A 15,329-nucleotide genomic window follows, 5' to 3' on the forward strand; every position below is an offset into this window, starting at 1 on the left:
TCATGAGCAGTACGGCTGGGCGCGCCGGGCGTCGCGCAACGCCCGGCCCCACCAGGTGAGCTGGTCGAGCATGGCCGCGACCGCACGCGCGCGGTCGTCGGTGTCGTACGGTTCGCCGCTTCCGGCCACGTCGTCGCCCAGCAGGTCGAGGCCGACCCAGTCGCGCATCGTCACGACGTGCAGGGCGGAGAAGACGGTACGGAGTTGCTCGACCGCGTACAGACCGGAAGATCCCGAGCCGTAGGCGACGAAGCCGGCCGGCTTGGCCTGCCATTCGTCGTAGGCGTAGTCGATGGCCTGCTTGAGCGAGGCCGGGAAGCTGCGGTTGTACTCGGGGGTGACGACGGCGAAGGCGTCGGCCTCGCCGACGGCCGCGGTGAAGCGGCGCATCGAGGCAGTGCTGCGCTCGGGGTAGCGGTCGGGGAAGGCGTAGTCGGCCAGGTCGAGCAGGCCGACCGCCAGGTCGGGGCGGTCGCGGGCGCGGCCGGCGAACCACTTCGCCACCGTCTCGCCCATCCGCCCGACGCGGGTGCTCGCGATGATCACCGCGAGCCGGACCGGTGCGGCGCTCCCGCCGGCGGTGTCGTCCCTGCCCGTCATCGTGCACCTCCCTCGGCCCGTTCCGGGCTCTCACCAAGGAGGCGCGAGACGGCCGCCAGACGGCCGCTAGACGGGATCTAGCGGGCCGTCAGGCGGCCGGTCTGAGCACGTAGCCGACGCCGCGCAGGGTGTGGATCATCGGACGGCGGTCCGCGTCGATCTTGCGGCGCAGGTAGGAGATGTACAGCTCGACGATGTTGCCCTGGCCGGCGAAGTCGTAGGCCCACACCCGGTCGAGGATGTGCGCCTTGCTGAGCGCGCGTCCCGGGTGGCGCATGAGCAGCCGCAGCAGCTCGAACTCGGTCGGGGTGAGCCGGACCTCCTGGCCGGCCCGCCGCACCTCGCGGGTCTCCTGGTCCAGGGTGAGGTCGCCCACGGACAGGGCGTCGGCCGAGCGGCGCAGCAGGCCGTGCAGCCTGATCACGACCTCGTCCACGCCGAACGGCCGCATCACGTAGTCGTCGGCGCCCGCGCGCAGCCCGAGCGCCGGGCCGGGCAGGGCGTCCGGCGCGGTCAGGAAGAGGATCGGCACGCCGGGCAGCGCGGCCCGCAGCCGGGGCAGGAACCGGCCGCCGCCCCTGACGTCCAGGACGATCGCCCCCGGACGGAACCCGCGCGCGGTCCTGATCGCGTCGCCGCCGTCCAGGCTGCGCACGTCCAGCGGCGCATCGCGCGGGAGAGGGACTCGCCGAGCGGGCCCTCGTCCACGACGAGGACGGCATACGAGTCGCGCGCGGACCCGGGCGCGACGGTCGGACCGGTCGGGTGCATGCCGGAAACGATGCCGGTCGTGCATGAGGTTTGTCTGAGGACGGCTTGTGACGTGGATGAGGACCGGATGGGGACCCTCGCGGCGGGTACGGGGGCGCCCGAAAGGCCCGGGAAAACGGAAGGGCCCGGCCGCAGCCGAGCCCTTCCCATCCCTTGAAGCGCGATCACCGTTCCTGCCGCTACCCGGAATGTGCGGCTTATCACTTCACCGAGTCAGTTCTGTCACTAGACCTTGAGTGCGGTTGAGGTTCTAGGCTGCCTTCCATGAGCGGAATTCTGGTGACCGGCGCGACCGGCAACGTGGGCAGGCATGTCGTCTCCTCCCTGGCGGAGGCCGGACATGACGTGCGGGCGCTGGTGCGCGACCCGGCCCGGGCGGTGCTCCCGGAGGGCGTCGAGCCCGTACGCGGCGATCTGGCCGACTCCGGCAGCCTTGAGCCCGCCCTGCGCGGCGTCGACCGGGTGTACCTGATGTGGCCCGGCATCCCCGTGGATCCCCGGGTGGTGACCACGATGGCCGGACGGGCCGAGCAGGTCGTGTACCTGTCGGCGGACGTGCCCGACCTGGCGGACGGCGAGCCCGCCACGATCTACCACCAGGAGATCGAACGGCTGATCCGGGCCTCAGGGACGCGGTGGACGTTCGTCCGGGCCATCGACTTCGCCACGAACACGCTGGCCTGGGCCGCCCAGATCCGGCGAGGAGTGGTCCGCCTCCCGTACGGCAAGGCCGCCCGATCGCTGATCCACGAGCGGGACATCGCGGACGTCGTCGCCCACGTGCTCACCACCCCCGGCCACGACGGCGCCAAGTACCTGATCACCGGCCCCGAGTCGATCACCCAGGAGGAGCTGGCGCGGACCGTCGGCGAGGAGATCGGCCGCGAGGTGCGCTGGGAGGACCTGCCGCCGGAGGTCGCCCGCGAGCAGCTGACGGCCGCCTGGGGGGATCCGGCGTTCGTCGAGGCCCGGCTCAGGGCGTGGGAGTCGTTCACGCACACGCCGGAACGCGTGACCGCCACGGTCCGGGAGCTGCTGGGCCGGCCCGCGCGCACGTTCCGCTCCTGGGCCCGCGACCACGCCCCCGACTTCCTCACGGCCTGAAGCCCACGCCCACGCACCCGGCCTGGTCGCAGCCTGGAGCCCGCCTACGCGGTCAGGGTCACCGCCGCGACCGTCTCGCCCATGTCGTCGAGCAGGTCGGCCACCACCGGGCCGGCCTCCAGCCGCCAGGCGAGCGCCTGCAGGCCGTGTCCCGGCACCGGCACCTCCCGCCCGGCCAGCCTGACGGTCTCCACCTCGGCCGACAGCCGCAGCAGCCCGTAGGCCACCCATCGCTTCGGCCGGGGGAACCAGCGACCCGCGTTGGTGTCGAAACGTCCGTTCTCGTCGGTCAGCCCGTGCTCCTTGAGCACCGCGACGCCCTGGCGGTGGGCCAGCAGGTCGTCGCTGCGCGCGGCGGACATGCTGTCGCCGGCGCGAAGCGCCCAGCGTCCGCGGCGGAACGACAGCAGCCAGACGTCCACCCAGGACAGGCCGAAGCCGTCCAGGCGGGCGAAGGCGGTCGCCGCGATCCGGTCGCCGACGTACAGGGAGGCAGGGGTGAAGCGGAAGCGTCCGCTCAGGTTGCCGGGAAGGGACCTCGGCAGCCCGTGATCGATGAGTCGCAGGCTCTCGACGGCGGGGTTGTACCCAAAATCATGAGTACGTTCCACAGCCTCACCATACACACGGACGGCCCGGATGAGACGCGCGTTTTGTTCCTGTTGGGTGAATGATGAGGCTCATGGATCGAATCGAAGCTTCTGACCGCCGCCGGGCCCTCGTTCTCGGGGGCGGCGGCGTGGCCGGCATCGCCTGGGCGACCGGCGTGCTGGCCGGGCTGGCCGACGAGGGCGTGGACGTACGGGACGCCGACCTGATCGTGGGCACCTCGGCCGGCTCGGCGGTCGGCGCCCAGGCCCGCAGCCGGCTGACCGTCGAGGAGCTGTTCCAGCGGCAGGTCGATCCCGCGCTGCAGGCCAGGGAGATCCCCGCGGTGTTCGACGCGGCCTCCTTCGCGGCCGCCCTCCAGGGCATCCTGACCGGCGCCCACGACCGGGACGAGCTGCACCGGCGCATCGGCGCCTGGGCGCTGGAGGCCCCCACGGTCGGCGAGCCGGAACGGCGTGCCGCGGTGGCCTCGCGCCTGCCCGAGACCGACTGGCCGGAGCGGCCGCTCGTGCTGGTCGCGCTCGACGCGGCGACCGGAGAGACCCGCCTGTTCGACCGGGCGTCCGGGGTGGACCTGGTGGACGCGGTGGCGGCCAGTTGCGCCGTGCCGGGGGTCTGGCCGCCGGTCACCATCGAGGGCCGCCGCTACGTCGACGGCGGCGTGCGGTCCAGCGACAACGCCGACCTGGCCGCCGGCTTCGAACGGGTGCTGGTGGTCTCGCCCCAGCCGCCCGGCGCCCCCGCCTCCCCCTGGACGTCCCTCGAACAGGAGGTGGCCCTGCTGCGCAAGGAGGGCTCCGCGGTCGAGGTCGTCAGCCCGGACGAGGGGGCCGTCGCGGCCATGGGCGCCAACCCGCTCGACCCCGCCGTCCGGTCACCGGCGGCCCACGCCGGCCGCGAGCAGGGCCGGCGGGTGGCCGCCGTCGTCCACAGCCTGTGGACCTAGCCGGCCGCGGCGCGCTCGGCGAGCGGGCGGCGGCGCAAGGCCGGGTCGGTCAGTGAGGCCGGACGCCACGCGCCGTCCGGCTGGTACATGTCACGGCCCGGCGGGACGATCTCGTCGATCCGGTCGAGCGCGGCGTCGTCGAGCGTGAGCGCGGCGCCCTTCAGCAGGTCGTCGAGCTGCGCCATCGTCCGGGGCCCGGTGATCACCGAGGTGACCGCCGGGTGTGCGGCGGCGAAGGCCACGGCGAGCTGGGGGAGTGTGCAGCCGAGGTCGTCGGCGAGCTCGACCAGCTTCTCGACGGCGTCGAGCTTGGCGGCGTTCTCCGGGATCGACGGGTCGAAGCGGTGGGGGGTCAGCGCGGCCCGGCCGGTGGTCAGGTCGATGTCGCCGTTCTTGCGGTAACGGCCGCTCAGGAAGCCCGACGCGAGCGGGCTCCAGGTCAGGACGCCCATGCCGTACCGGCGGCAGACGGGCAGCAGGTCCTTCTCGATGCCGCGGGCGAACAGCGAGTACGGCGGCTGCTCCGTCCTGAACCGGTGCAGCGCCCGCCGCTCCGACACCTGGTGGGCCTCGACGATCTCCGCCGCCGGGAACGTCGAGCAGCCGAACGCACGGATCTTGCCCTGCCGTACGAGGTCGGTCAGCGCCGACAACGTCTCCTCGATGTCGGTCGTGTGGTCGGGCCGGTGGATCTGGTAGAGGTCGATCCAGTCGGTGCCGAGCCGCCGGAGGCTCTGCTCGACCTCCTTCATGATCCACAGGCGCGAGTTCCCGGACCTGTTCGGCCCCTCGCCCATCCGGAAGTGCACCTTGGTGGCCAGCACGACGTCGTCGCGACGGCCCTTCAGCGCCTTGCCGACGATCTCCTCGGACTCGCCCGCGGAGTACATGTCCGCCGTGTCCACGAAATTCACGCCCTGGTCGAGCGCGGCGTGGATGATGCGGGCGCAGTCGTCGTGGTCGGGGTTGCCGACGGCGCCGAACATCATCGCCCCAAGGCAGTGGACGCTGACCTCGATGCCGGTGCCGCCGAGTACGCGGTAGCGCATTGTCATAGTCTGCGACTTTAGGACCTGGAGTCCACTCCACCTCAAGGGCTCGCGGCCCTGCCGGCGGCAGGTGTGACAGGAGCGTCCAGGGGCACCGGAGGCGGATGGGGATGGTGACGGTGTCGTCCTGGCGCGAGCTGGACGACGCGATCAGCGCGGCCGGCCACACCGAGGGCCCGGCCCAGGCGCACTCGACGCTGGTCTTCCGCGGCCTGGCGAAGAGCACGTACTCGCACGTGCACAGCCTGGCGCGGCTGGCGGGCGACTACGCCACCCTAGAAACTCACTTGATACGAAATTTTAGGAAATACGCGCATAGAGCGGCCCCTGGCCCTTCCGTCTGGGACTGGCTGGCCCTCGGCCAGCACCACGGCCTGCCCACCCGCCTCCTGGACTGGACGTTCTCCCCGCTGGTCGCGCTGCACTTCGCCACGGCGTCCTGGCCCGGCGACGACGCCGTGCTGCTGGCCGTCGACTGCGCGGGCGCGCACCGCCTGCTGCCCGAGCCGCTGCGTGAGGTGCTCGACGGCGAGGGCGCGCTGCTGTTCAGCACCGAGATGCTCGCCGAACGCGCCGCCGGCCTGGCCGGCTTCGACGCGCTCGGCCGCGACCGTCCGTTCGTCGCCTTCTTCGAGCCGCCGTCGCTGGACGAGCGCATGGTCAACCAGTCGTCGGTGCTCTCGGCGATGTCGGGGGCGACGTACCAGCTCGACGACTGGCTGGCCGAGCATCCCGGGCTGTGGCGGGGCTGGTCGATCCCGGCCGGGGTCAAGGTCGAGATCCGGCGGCGGCTCGACCAGGCCGGGATCACCGAGCGGGTGCTGCTGCCCGGTCTCGACGGGCTGGCCGAGTGGCTGCGCCGCTACTACTCCCCGGGCAGCGTCGACGTGCCGGCCGGCGGCTCCAGCATGTCCGGGCCCGAGCGCCTCGGCCAGCAGGAGGGCCGGATGAACGACTGACCGCTCATCCGGGCAGCGTGCCGCGCACGGCGTCCTCGGTGCGGCCGATCACGGCGCGCCCGTCGTCGGCGGTGATGATCGGCCGCTGGATCAGGATCGGGTGCGCGGACAGCGCGGCGATCCAGCGCTCGCGGGCGTCCGGGTCGCGCGGCCAGGCGTCGAGGCCCAGCTCGGCCGCGACCGGCTCGCCCGTACGGGTGATGTCCCACGGCTCCAGCCCGAGCCGGGCCAGGACGGCGCGCAGCTCGTCCGGCGACGGCGGGTCCTCCAGGTAGCGGCGGACCTTGTAGTCGGCCGATTCGGCGTCGAGGATCGACAGGGCCGAACGGCACTTGGAGCAGTCGGGGTTGATCCAGATTTCCATGACGCCGAGGCTCTCACGCCCGGGGCGCCCGGCGCCGGTCAGCCGGCCGATGCGTCGAGCCGGGCCTGCAGGCCGTCGAGCACCCGGTCGAGGCCGTAGCGGAAGTCCTCCTCCCGGACGCGCTCGGGGTCGTCGAACCCCTTGGCCGCGTATTCCGCCCGCATCCACGGGTGGTCCTCGAACGCCTGCTCGGTGGTCGGCCGCACGGCGTCGATCCACTCCTGCTCGGTGCGGCCGCTGCGGGCCAGCGTCGACAGGTAGGCCGCCTCGGCGATGGTCACGCCGATCACGTACGCCAGCACGGTGTTGACCGCCCGGTCGGCCTCGCCGGGGACGAACCCGGCCGAGTGCGCCAGCGCCAGCAGGTCCTCCGAGCGCCGCATCACGTTGGGCCCCAGGCTGGTGAGCCCGACCTGGCCGAGCACGGCCGCCATCCACGGGTGGCGCAGGATCACCGCGCGCAGGCTGTGGGCGGCCACGGCGAGCCCGTCGCGCCAGCCCCCTGCCTCCTCCAGGGACGGCACGCGCAGCTCGCCGTAGACCTCGTCGACGACCAGCTCGATCAGCTCGTCCTTGTTGGCGACGTGGCGGTAGAGGGAGGTCGCGCCCGCGTCGAGCCGGGTGCCGAGGCTGCGCATGCTCAGCGCCTCCAGCCCCTCCTCGTCGAGCAGCTGGACGGCCTCGGACACGATCCGGTCGAGGCTGAGCGCGGGCCGCTCCCGCTGCCGGCGCTGACGGACCCAGACCGAGGGGACGGGCGGCTGCGATGCTGGCATGACCCGAGCTTAGCGCACACTGTACGCATCAGCGAACACCCGATTGCGTACATCGCTTTCTTGTGCGTACAGTGTGCGCATTCCGAGAGCGACGTACGCAAGTCGAAGGGGAGAAACCCATGAACCGCCGCTGGTGGATCCTGGTGGTGTTGTGCCTCAGCACATTGGTGCTGGTCGTGGACAACATGGTGCTGACGGTGGCGGTCCCGCCCCTCGCGGCCGACCTGGGCGCCGACGCCCAGGACCTGCAATGGATCCTCGACTCCTACATCCTGGTCTTCGCCGGCCTGCTGCTGACCGCCGGCAGCCTGTCCGACCGCTACGGCCGGCGCCGGGTGATGATCATCGGCCTGGCGCTCTTCGGCGGCGCGTCCCTGCTGGCCGCCTACGCCGCCGATCCGGCGCAGCTCGTGGCGGCCCGCGCCGCGATGGGCGTCGGCGGCGCGCTGATCATGCCGAGCACGCTGTCGATCCTGATCACCGTGTTCGACGAGGCCGAGCGCCGCAAGGCGATGGCCGCCTGGAGCGCGGTGGCGATGATCGGCATGATCGGCGGCCCGGTCCTGGGCGGTGCGCTGATCGCCTGGTTCTGGTGGGGCGCGGTGTTCCTGATCAACGTGCCGGTCGCGCTGCTCGCCATCGTCGCCTCCCTGCTGCTCATGCCCGAGTCGAAGGGCCCCTGGACGAAGCCCGACCCGCTGGGCGTGATCCTGTCGGCGACCGGCATGTCCGCCCTGGTGTGGACGATCATCGAGCTGCCGCACGGCGTGTCCTGGCCGGCCCTGGCCCTCACCGTGCTCTCCCTGGCCGGCTTCGTGATCTGGGAGCTGCGCACGCCGCACCCGATGGTCCCGCTCGCCCTGTTCCGCGACCGCACGTTCAGCGGCGGCAGCTTCTCCCTGACCCTCGTCCAGATCGGCAACGGCGGGCTGCTGCTCGTGCTCACCCAGTACCTGCAGTACGTGCTCGGCTACACGCCCACCGAGGCGGGGCTGGCGTTCCTGCCGATGGCGGTCGCCTCGCTGCTCTTCAACGGCCTGGGCGCGAGCCTCGGCGCCCGGCTCGGCAACCGTCCCATGATCGTCAGCGGGCTGCTCGTCTGCGCCGCCGGGTTCGGCCTGCTCGCCGCCGTCTCCTCCGGCAGCGGCTTCCTCCTCGCCGGCACGGCCCTGTTCGTGATGGGCGCCGGCGGCGGCCTGGCGATGCCCGCGGCCATCGCCGCGCTGATGGGCACCATCCCGCCCGAGCACGCCGGCGTCGGCTCTGCGCTGAACGACACCATCCAGCAGGCGGGCGCGGCGCTCGGCGTGGCCGTCCTCGGCAGCGTCCTGGCCGGGGCCTACACCCGGGGGATGCCGGCGGGCGCGCCCGAGGCGGCCCGGCGCTCGATCGGCGACGCGCTCGCCCTCGGCGACGCCGGTCTCGCCCAGGTGGCCCGCGAGGCGTTCACCTCGGCCATGTCGGCCGCCTTCGGGATCAGCGCGGCCGGAGTGGTCGCCGCCGCCGTCCTGGCGCTGGTCGTGATGCGCGGCGAACGCAAGCCGGCCCAGGAACCGTCCCTCACCGCGACCCACTGAAACGCGACCCACTGAAACGCGACCCGACTGAGACGCGACCCCACTGAAAGGGACCCTCATGAACGACGCCCCCGTCACGCTTCCCGTCGCCCGTCCCGCGGGCTGCCCCTTCGACCCGCCCGCGGGCCTGGCGGAGCTGCGTGAGCAGGCGCCCGTCACCCCGCTCGCCTTCCCCGACGGGCACCGCGGCTGGCTGGTGACCGGCCACGCCGAGGTCAGGGCGGTGCTGGCGGACCGGCGGTTCAGCTCACGCTACGAGTCCCTGCACCACCCGACCGCCGCGATCGGCCCGCTGCCGGCCGCCCCGCCCGGCGACCTCACCGGCCTCGACGCGCCCGAGCACACCCGCTACCGCAGGCTGCTCACCGGCAGGTTCACCGTCCGTAGGATGAACCTGCTGACCGAACGCGTGCGGCAGATCACCGCCGACCACCTGGACGCCATGGAACGCCTGGGCCCGCCCGCCGACCTGGTACGCGTCTTCGCCCAGCCCATCCCCGCGCTGGTGATCTGCGAGCTGCTGGGCGTCCCGTACGCCGACCGCGACGCCTTCCAGCACCACGCCGCCGCGCTGACCGGCGTGGACACCGACGAGCAGGAGCAGCTCGCCGCCTACGACGAACTCCAGCGGTACGTGGACGGCCTGGTCCAGGCCAAGCGCGCCCGGCCCACCGACGACCTGCTCGGCGACCTGACCGCCACCGACCTCACCGACGAGGAGCTGGCCGGCGTCGGCACCTTCCTGCTCGCCGCCGGGCTCGACACGACCGCGAACATGCTCGCGCTCGGCACGTACGCGCTGCTCAGCGACCCCGCCCAGCTCGACGTGCTGCGGACGGAGCCGGAGCGGGCGGCCCAGGCCGTGGAGGAGCTGCTGCGCCACCTCACCATCGCCCACACCGGCGTACGGGCCGCGCTGGAGGACGTCGAGCTGGCCGGCCGGCTGATCCGGGCGGGCGAGTCGGTCGTCGTGTCACTCGCGGCCGCCAACCGCGACCCCCGCAGGTACGCCGACCCCGACCGCCTCGACCTGCGCCGCGACGCGACCGGCCACCTGTCCTTCGGCCACGGCATCCATCAATGTCTCGGCCAGCAGCTGGCCCGGGTGGAGCTGCGCACGGCCCTTCCCGCGCTCGTCGCCCGCTTCCCCGGCCTGCGCCTGGCCGTCGCGCCCGAGGAGGTGCAGGTGCGCGCCGGAACCGACATCCACGGGGTGCTCGGTCTCCCGGTGCGGTGGTGATCGCACGGACTATCATCGTGATCATCCTGGCCGGGTACCACTGCGCGTCACCGAGGCGAAAGGACCGCCATGTCCGGGGAGACCAGCAGGCGAGAGCAGACCGAGGTCGTCGTCATCGGAGCCGGCCCCGCCGGGCTGACCCTGGCGAGCCTGCTCGGCCAGGCCGGCGTCGAGTGCGTGGTGCTCGAACGGCAGAGCCGCCCGTACGTCGAGCAGCGCCAGCGCGCGGGCATCCTCGACCACCACGGCGCCCGCGTCTTCGAGGAGTGGGGCCTGGCCGACACCGTCCTGGCGGGCATGCCGCAGGAGACCAGGTTCGAGTTCCGCGTCGACGGCGAGCGGCGCTTCCTCGACGTCCCGGCGATCACCGAGGGCCGGACGGGCCGGCTCGTGCCGCAGCAGGTGCTCGTCGGCAGGCTGCTGGCGCGACTTCTGGAATCCGGCGGCGACCTGCGGTTCGAGGCGGCCGAGGTGACCCCGCGCGGCGTCGGGGGGGCCGCGCCGACGGTCACCTACCGCGACGCCGGCGGCGTCACGCACGAGATCGCCTGCTCCTACGTCGCAGGTTGCGACGGCCACCACGGCGTCAGCCGGGCCTGCGTGCCCGCGGACGCCCTCACCACCTACTCCCACGACTACGGCATCGGCTGGCTGACGGTGCTCGCCGACGTCCCGCCGCCGAGCTACCCGCTCATGGCGATCACGGCCCACGGGTTCGCCGCCCACTTCCCGCGCGGCCCCCGGGCCAGCCGCTTCTACCTCCAGTGCGCCCCCGACGCCACCGCCGCCGACTGGCCCGACGAGCGGATCTGGGCCCAGTTGCGGCTGCGCCTGGCCGACGACGGCCTGCCGGACGGCCCGATCGGGGAGAAGGCGTTCGTCGAGATGCGCAGCCACGTCGTCGACCCGATGCGCCACGGCCGGCTCTTCCTGGTCGGCGACGCGGCCCACATCATCACGCCCATGGGCGGCAAGGGCATGAACCTGGCGGTCGCCGACGCCGACGTGCTGGCCCGCGCGTTGCGCGCCGCCCTGCGCGAGGGCGACGAGGAGCCGCTGGCCGCCTACTCCGCCACCTGCCTGGAACGGGTGTGGCAGCACCAGGAGTTCTCCCGCTGGATGACGGAGATGACCCACGAGGCCGGCGACGAGACGCTGGCCGGGCCGTTCCGCCGCCGGCTGGCCAGGGCGCGGCTCGACCGGCTGTTCACCTCGGGCCCGGCGGCCCGCGCCTTCGGCGACATGATGGCGGGCGGCTGAAGTTGACTTGAACCGCGGTTCAAGTACGACGATCCTCCCCATGAGGATTCATCACCTGAACTGCGGATCCGTACGGACGATCGAAGCCACCTACGACGGCCCGCCCGCCGCCCCCGCCGTGAACCACTGCCTGCTGGTGGAGACCCCGGCCGACGGGCTCGTGCTGGTCGAGACCGGGCTCGGGCTCGGCGATGTGCGCGACCCGGCCGGCACGCTGGGCGCCGACTGGGTGGCCATGGCCGAGCCCGCGCTGCTGGAGGAGGAGACCGCCGTCCGCCAGGTCGTCCGGCTCGGCTACCGCCCGGACGACGTGCGCCACGTCATCGTCACCCACCTCGACGTCGACCACTGCGGCGGGCTGCCCGACTTCCCCGGCGCGCGGGTGCACCTGCTGGCCGCCGAGCTGGAGGCGGCGCTGGCCGAGGCCCCGAGCTACCGCTACCGCCCGGCCCACTGGGCGCACGGCCCCGACTGGGTCACCTACACCCCGGAGGCGAACGACGACTGGTTCGGCTTCGCCTCGATCAAGCCCGACGGGCTGCCCGAGGACATCAGGCTGGTCCCCCTCGGCGGGCACACCGCCGGGCACACCGGCGTCGCCGTCCGCGAGGGGGACCGCTGGCTGCTGCACTGCGGCGACGCCTACTACTACCACCGCGAGCTGCAGCCGGACCCGCATCCGCACCCGCTGATGGACGTCGTGCAGACCCGCTCGGAGGTCCATCACGACCTGCGGCTCGGCACCCAGGCCCGGCTGCGGGAGCTGGTACGGGACCACGGCGACCAGGTGAGCGTCTTCTCGGCCCACGACCCGTGGGAGCTGGCCGCCGCGGTGGCCGGTTGATCAGACGCGGTCGGCCGCGATGAGCAGGTACTGGAAGCTGCCGTTCTTGTAGGCGTCGAGGAAGGACTGCTCGATGCCCGTGGCCAGATGGGTGCGGGCGCGCAGCTCCCAGTACGGGATCGTGGCCGCCGTCAGGTCGACGACGCTGACCGGGACCAGCCGGTTGGCCGCCATCTGCTCGAAGTACGTGCTGCGGGGGTGGATGTCGCAGATGTAGTGGGCGTTGATCTGGCTGACCGCCCGGGACGGCAGGCCGTAGGCGTCGTTGTAGCAGCCGGTGACGCAGACGTACCGGCCGCCCCGGCGCAGCAGCCGGGCGTGCTCGGCGAACAGCAGGGACAGCTCGACGTACATGGTGCTCTCGTTGTTCCAGCTGGCCTGGAACGATCCAGTCTCGAAGCCGGTCTCGAGCATGTTGCGGAAGTGGAAGCGCACCTTGTCGTCGACGCCGCGCTTCTTGGCCTGGTCGTTGGCGAAGGCGACCTGCGACTCGGAGATGGACACGCCGTCGACCTCGCAGCCGTACCGCATGTTGACCAGGAGGCTGCTGCCGCCGCGGCCGGAGCCGGCGTCGAGCGCCCGGTGGTGGGGTTCGAGCGGGCCGAGATGGCTGATCAGCAGGTCGGCCTGGGCGGTCTCCAGGCGGTGGAGCTCCTTGACGATGCGGTCCTCGCGGGTGTCCTCGGGGCCGTCGAGTACCGTCCAGTTCACCTCGCCGATGCCGTAGTGGTGGTGGTACAGGCCGTCGACGTCGCCCAGGCGCAGGTTGACCGGGTTCTTCTCGGCGTTCCAGTAGCTGGCGACGGAGTGCTGGTAGTGGCTCGTGAGGACGGGGGACTGGGTGTTGACGGTCACCTGGGAAGAGCTCCTTTCCGGCCGGGGGCGGCCGGTCGTCATCAGTGGTAGCGGCTGCTGCTGCCGTGCCATTCGAGGCAACCGGCCATCCAGCCCTGGGCGCCGCGCAGGAATCGCTGCAGTTCCACGGACGGAACGGCGGCGAGCTCGCGCTGGCTGGTCTCGAAGCCTTTGACGAAGTCGTTGTGCAGCGCGACGGCGCGTTCGGTGGCCTCGCGCGTGGAGCACTTCTCCTCGCCCGCGATGAGCAGGACGACGTTGGAGTCGGGCAGCTCGTCGGCCGCCTCCCGCGCGACGGAGTGGAGGTCGTTGACGATGACGCTGGCCGTGCCGGCCTGCATGAGCGCGGTGTGGAAGCGCCGGTCGTAGAACAGGTTGGCGGGCAGCTCGTAGGCGGCGACGACGTCGATGAGGGTCATGGAGGTGTAGAAGCTGTCGTGCTGCCGGGCCGCGAGGTAGCGCCAGACGGGCGGCGGGGTCTCCAGGTAGCGCCAGGCGGCGTAGGCGGTCCAGCTCACGTACATCTGGAAGGTGGTGTTGCAGGCCCGCATGACCTGCGACGGGGTGCCGTGGCGGGACAGGTGGCCGGTGGCCGAGCGCAGGGAGACCAGCACGGGGTCGGCCTCGATCGCCGCTTCTAGCTGCTCGGTGTACACGCCCGCGGGCGGGGGCGGGTCCATGGCCGACATGACGAGCGCGAGGCGCGGCGGCAGCTCGGTGGGGCTCGCGCCGAGGTCGGTCTCGTCGGCGTAGTAGTCGTCGGCCGCCCACCAGGCGGTGTTCATCTGCGCCGCGATCAGCAGCAGGTCGGGGTCGTCGCTGTCGGGGTGGGCGAGCATCGCCAGCCGGCCGAACCCGGTGGCGGCGAACTCGTCCATCCGCCCGGCGTGCAGGCCCACCTTCTCGGCCCACGCCACGAGCCGCCGGTCGACCTCCGCGCCGAGCGCCGGGTCGTCGCGGACCGTCTCGGGGCAGTAGAGCGGGGGGTAGGAGCCGTCGCCCCACTCCCGCTCGACATACGGGATAGGGGCCGGGAGCTGCCTGGGGGCGCGGGGTGGAGCGGGGATCGGAAGGTGGAGCGCGGAGGTTCCGAGGCCGGTGGGGCCGGTCGGGAGCCGCGGGACCGCGGCGTACTGGGGCATGGCGCGCCTCTTCCCTGAGGAGGAGCAGGACATTACCGAAAGTAGTTATTCAGCTACTAAAAGTAGAGTAGCCAATCGGTAATGAGAGCCTTACCCTCCGGCGGGCGCACTCTGCCGGTCAGGGCCTTGTGTGCAGGCTTTCGAAGTCGTCGAGGCTCTTGCGGTAGAAGGCCAGGTCGTCCTCCAGCTTCGCCCGCGTCAGGCGCTGCGGCTCGGTCTCGCGCACGGTCCTGCCCAGGTCGCTCCAGAAGGCGTCGGGCGGCAGCTCGGCGGCCTGCGGCGGGAAGAACTTCAGCGCCTCGGCCACCGCGTCGGCGGCGAAGCGCCAGCCGGTCGCCACGGCGTCGTACCGCTCGGGGGAGGCCGGGCCGGCGGCGTAGAACAGGCCCTCCTCCAGGGCCCGGCTCGCGTACGTGGTGGCGATCAGCACCCACTGGCCGGGGTCGAGCAGCTCCGACAGGCCGGTGCCGAACGTCGCGCCGGTCTCCCTGGCCGCGCGCTCGGCCTCGACGGGGACCTCGACCTCCACGTCGCCGAGCCGCACCCGCAGGCTCCCGGCGTCCTGGTCGACGGTGGCGCCGCGCGAGGCGCCCGGCGTGCCGGAGTGGGCCACCAGGTCGATGTAGACGTACGCCTCGACGAGCGAGCGGCCCAGACCCTGCTCAGGCATACTCACCCGCCAGCGCCTGGTAGGTGTCGCGGACGACGAGCAGCCGGTCGAGCTGGAACCTGCCGGGCTCGGCCGCGCGCACCTCCTGCCCGCGTTCGGACCAGAACCCGTCGTCGGGCACCGCGTCCGCGCCCGCCGGCACGAACTTGACGACCTCCTCCACCGCCGCGGCGGCGATCCTCAGCGTGCGCAGGGCCTCGGCCCGGTCGGCCACCGGCACGTCGCTCGCCGTCAGGTCGGCCACCCACAACCACTCGCCCGCGTCGAGCAGCTCCGACGGCTCAGGGCCGCCGAACGTCGGGAACCCGGCGGGCATCACCGGACGCTCCGGCAGCCCGAACACGAACTCGCGCGGCGTGCCGCACTCCTCGCACGGGCCGAAGTACCGGTTGACCAGCTCGCCCTCGACGTCGACCAGCCCGTTGCGCCAGGTCGTGTCGGTGGACCCGCAGGCGCAGGGGTTGAGGTCGAGGTACAGATGCGCCTCGTCCCTCGTCCGCGCCACCGCGAAAGCCATAGCCGTCCTCTCCTCGGGGTTCCCATGATGCCCGACGTCCCGCCTG

The 15,329-nt window shown here is 72.7% G+C and carries 17 protein-coding genes; 7 read left to right on the top strand and 10 right to left on the bottom strand.

What is annotated here, in order from left to right; all coding sequences use genetic code 11:
• Both AB0J71_RS34185 and AB0J71_RS34190 read right to left on the bottom strand, forming a co-directional pair.
• Positions 1 to 600 carry an NAD(P)H-dependent oxidoreductase gene (locus tag AB0J71_RS34185; RefSeq protein WP_364418039.1) on the bottom strand — a complete coding sequence of 200 codons (600 nt, stop codon included), beginning with the start codon at positions 598 to 600 and terminating at the stop codon, positions 1 to 3.
• 88 nt (positions 601 to 688) lie between these two features.
• Complete coding sequence (locus AB0J71_RS34190; RefSeq protein WP_364418041.1) at positions 689 to 1,255, bottom strand: response regulator transcription factor; 567 nt, start codon at positions 1,253 to 1,255, stop codon at positions 689 to 691.
• A 380-nt stretch (positions 1,256 to 1,635) separates the two neighbouring features.
• On the opposite strand from AB0J71_RS34190, the gene AB0J71_RS34195 reads away from it, so the two are divergent.
• Positions 1,636 to 2,475 carry an NmrA family NAD(P)-binding protein gene (locus AB0J71_RS34195; RefSeq protein WP_364418043.1) on the top strand — a complete coding sequence of 280 codons (840 nt, stop codon included), beginning with the start codon at positions 1,636 to 1,638 and terminating at the stop codon, positions 2,473 to 2,475.
• A 44-nt stretch (positions 2,476 to 2,519) separates the two neighbouring features.
• Here the strand turns inward: AB0J71_RS34195 and AB0J71_RS34200 are convergent, their stop codons facing one another.
• Positions 2,520 to 3,086 (bottom strand): hypothetical protein, encoded by a 567-nt coding sequence (locus tag AB0J71_RS34200; RefSeq protein WP_352320580.1) that lies wholly within the window; start codon positions 3,084 to 3,086, stop codon positions 2,520 to 2,522.
• Positions 3,087 to 3,157: 71 nt separating this feature from the next.
• Between AB0J71_RS34200 and AB0J71_RS34205 the strand changes: the two genes are divergently transcribed.
• On the top strand, positions 3,158 to 4,030 hold the full coding sequence (locus tag AB0J71_RS34205) for a patatin-like phospholipase family protein (protein ID WP_364418045.1): 873 nt from the start codon (positions 3,158 to 3,160) through the stop codon (positions 4,028 to 4,030).
• Here the strand turns inward: AB0J71_RS34205 and AB0J71_RS34210 are convergent.
• Positions 4,027 to 5,079, bottom strand: coding sequence for an aldo/keto reductase (locus AB0J71_RS34210; protein ID WP_352320577.1), 1,053 nt, complete (start codon positions 5,077 to 5,079; stop codon positions 4,027 to 4,029). The two genes, AB0J71_RS34205 and AB0J71_RS34210, sit on opposite strands and share 4 nt — an antisense overlap.
• A 110-nt stretch (positions 5,080 to 5,189) precedes the next feature.
• On the opposite strand from AB0J71_RS34210, the gene AB0J71_RS34215 reads away from it, so the two are divergent.
• Positions 5,190 to 6,038: an FRG domain-containing protein gene (locus tag AB0J71_RS34215; RefSeq protein ID WP_352320576.1), complete on the top strand. Its 849-nt coding sequence runs from the start codon at positions 5,190 to 5,192 to the stop codon at positions 6,036 to 6,038.
• Positions 6,039 to 6,042: 4 nt separating this feature from the next.
• Here the strand turns inward: AB0J71_RS34215 and AB0J71_RS34220 are convergent, their stop codons facing one another.
• The gene (locus AB0J71_RS34220) at positions 6,043 to 6,402 is read right to left on the bottom strand and encodes an arsenate reductase family protein (protein ID WP_352320574.1); all 360 of its coding nucleotides are present in this window, start codon (positions 6,400 to 6,402) and stop codon (positions 6,043 to 6,045) included.
• Between the two features lie 38 nt (positions 6,403 to 6,440).
• Entirely contained in the window at positions 6,441 to 7,178 is a 738-nt protein-coding gene (locus tag AB0J71_RS34225) for a TetR/AcrR family transcriptional regulator (protein ID WP_352320572.1), read from the bottom strand.
• Between the two features lie 119 nt (positions 7,179 to 7,297).
• Here AB0J71_RS34225 and AB0J71_RS34230 point away from each other — a divergent pair, with 119 nt between their 5' ends.
• The 4 genes from AB0J71_RS34230 (at position 7,298) to AB0J71_RS34245 (ending at position 12,099) form a co-directional block, all read left to right on the top strand.
• Positions 7,298 to 8,755, top strand: a complete 1,458-nt coding sequence (locus AB0J71_RS34230; protein ID WP_352320571.1) for an MFS transporter — start codon at positions 7,298 to 7,300, stop codon at positions 8,753 to 8,755.
• A 58-nt stretch (positions 8,756 to 8,813) separates the two neighbouring features.
• Positions 8,814 to 9,995, top strand: coding sequence for a cytochrome P450 (locus AB0J71_RS34235; protein ID WP_364418047.1), 1,182 nt, complete (start codon positions 8,814 to 8,816; stop codon positions 9,993 to 9,995).
• A gap of 69 nt (positions 9,996 to 10,064) precedes the next feature.
• Complete coding sequence (locus tag AB0J71_RS34240; RefSeq protein ID WP_352320567.1) at positions 10,065 to 11,255, top strand: 4-hydroxybenzoate 3-monooxygenase; 1,191 nt, start codon at positions 10,065 to 10,067, stop codon at positions 11,253 to 11,255.
• A 40-nt stretch (positions 11,256 to 11,295) separates the two neighbouring features.
• Entirely contained in the window at positions 11,296 to 12,099 is an 804-nt protein-coding gene (locus AB0J71_RS34245; RefSeq protein WP_364418049.1) for an MBL fold metallo-hydrolase, read from the top strand.
• On the opposite strand, the gene AB0J71_RS34250 is transcribed toward AB0J71_RS34245, so the two are convergent.
• The 4 genes from AB0J71_RS34250 to AB0J71_RS34265 form a co-directional block, all read right to left on the bottom strand.
• Positions 12,100 to 12,954 (bottom strand): geranyl diphosphate 2-C-methyltransferase, encoded by an 855-nt coding sequence (locus tag AB0J71_RS34250; RefSeq protein ID WP_352320564.1) that lies wholly within the window; start codon positions 12,952 to 12,954, stop codon positions 12,100 to 12,102.
• A 41-nt stretch (positions 12,955 to 12,995) separates the two neighbouring features.
• Positions 12,996 to 14,096, bottom strand: a complete 1,101-nt coding sequence (locus AB0J71_RS34255; protein ID WP_364418051.1) for a family 2 encapsulin nanocompartment cargo protein terpene cyclase — start codon at positions 14,094 to 14,096, stop codon at positions 12,996 to 12,998.
• A gap of 118 nt (positions 14,097 to 14,214) precedes the next feature.
• Entirely contained in the window at positions 14,215 to 14,766 is a 552-nt protein-coding gene (locus AB0J71_RS34260; protein WP_352320560.1) for a hypothetical protein, read from the bottom strand.
• Positions 14,759 to 15,283: a hypothetical protein gene (locus AB0J71_RS34265; protein ID WP_352320558.1), complete on the bottom strand. Its 525-nt coding sequence runs from the start codon at positions 15,281 to 15,283 to the stop codon at positions 14,759 to 14,761. Before AB0J71_RS34265 ends, AB0J71_RS34260 begins: the two co-directional genes overlap by 8 nt.
• Positions 15,284 to 15,329: the final 46 nt, after the last annotated feature.

Origin of the sequence: Nonomuraea sp. NPDC049637 (genome assembly GCF_040675235.1) — a bacterium.
Taxonomy (GTDB): domain Bacteria; phylum Actinomycetota; class Actinomycetes; order Streptosporangiales; family Streptosporangiaceae; genus Nonomuraea.

Coding starts and splice junctions, on each gene's coding strand:
- AB0J71_RS34185 (WP_364418039.1), bottom strand. CDS start 600: ATGACGGGCAGGGACGACACCGCCGGCGGGAGCGCCGCACCGGTCCGG.
- AB0J71_RS34195 (WP_364418043.1), top strand. CDS start 1,636: ATGAGCGGAATTCTGGTGACCGGCGCGACCGGCAACGTGGGCAGGCAT.
- AB0J71_RS34205 (WP_364418045.1), top strand. CDS start 3,158: ATGGATCGAATCGAAGCTTCTGACCGCCGCCGGGCCCTCGTTCTCGGG.
- AB0J71_RS34210 (WP_352320577.1), bottom strand. CDS start 5,079: ATGCGCTACCGCGTACTCGGCGGCACCGGCATCGAGGTCAGCGTCCAC.
- AB0J71_RS34215 (WP_352320576.1), top strand. CDS start 5,190: ATGGTGACGGTGTCGTCCTGGCGCGAGCTGGACGACGCGATCAGCGCG.
- AB0J71_RS34220 (WP_352320574.1), bottom strand. CDS start 6,402: ATGGAAATCTGGATCAACCCCGACTGCTCCAAGTGCCGTTCGGCCCTG.
- AB0J71_RS34225 (WP_352320572.1), bottom strand. CDS start 7,178: ATGCCAGCATCGCAGCCGCCCGTCCCCTCGGTCTGGGTCCGTCAGCGC.
- AB0J71_RS34230 (WP_352320571.1), top strand. CDS start 7,298: ATGAACCGCCGCTGGTGGATCCTGGTGGTGTTGTGCCTCAGCACATTG.
- AB0J71_RS34235 (WP_364418047.1), top strand. CDS start 8,814: ATGAACGACGCCCCCGTCACGCTTCCCGTCGCCCGTCCCGCGGGCTGC.
- AB0J71_RS34240 (WP_352320567.1), top strand. CDS start 10,065: ATGTCCGGGGAGACCAGCAGGCGAGAGCAGACCGAGGTCGTCGTCATC.
- AB0J71_RS34245 (WP_364418049.1), top strand. CDS start 11,296: ATGAGGATTCATCACCTGAACTGCGGATCCGTACGGACGATCGAAGCC.
- AB0J71_RS34255 (WP_364418051.1), bottom strand. CDS start 14,096: ATGCCCCAGTACGCCGCGGTCCCGCGGCTCCCGACCGGCCCCACCGGC.
- AB0J71_RS34260 (WP_352320560.1), bottom strand. CDS start 14,766: ATGCCTGAGCAGGGTCTGGGCCGCTCGCTCGTCGAGGCGTACGTCTAC.
- AB0J71_RS34265 (WP_352320558.1), bottom strand. CDS start 15,283: ATGGCTTTCGCGGTGGCGCGGACGAGGGACGAGGCGCATCTGTACCTC.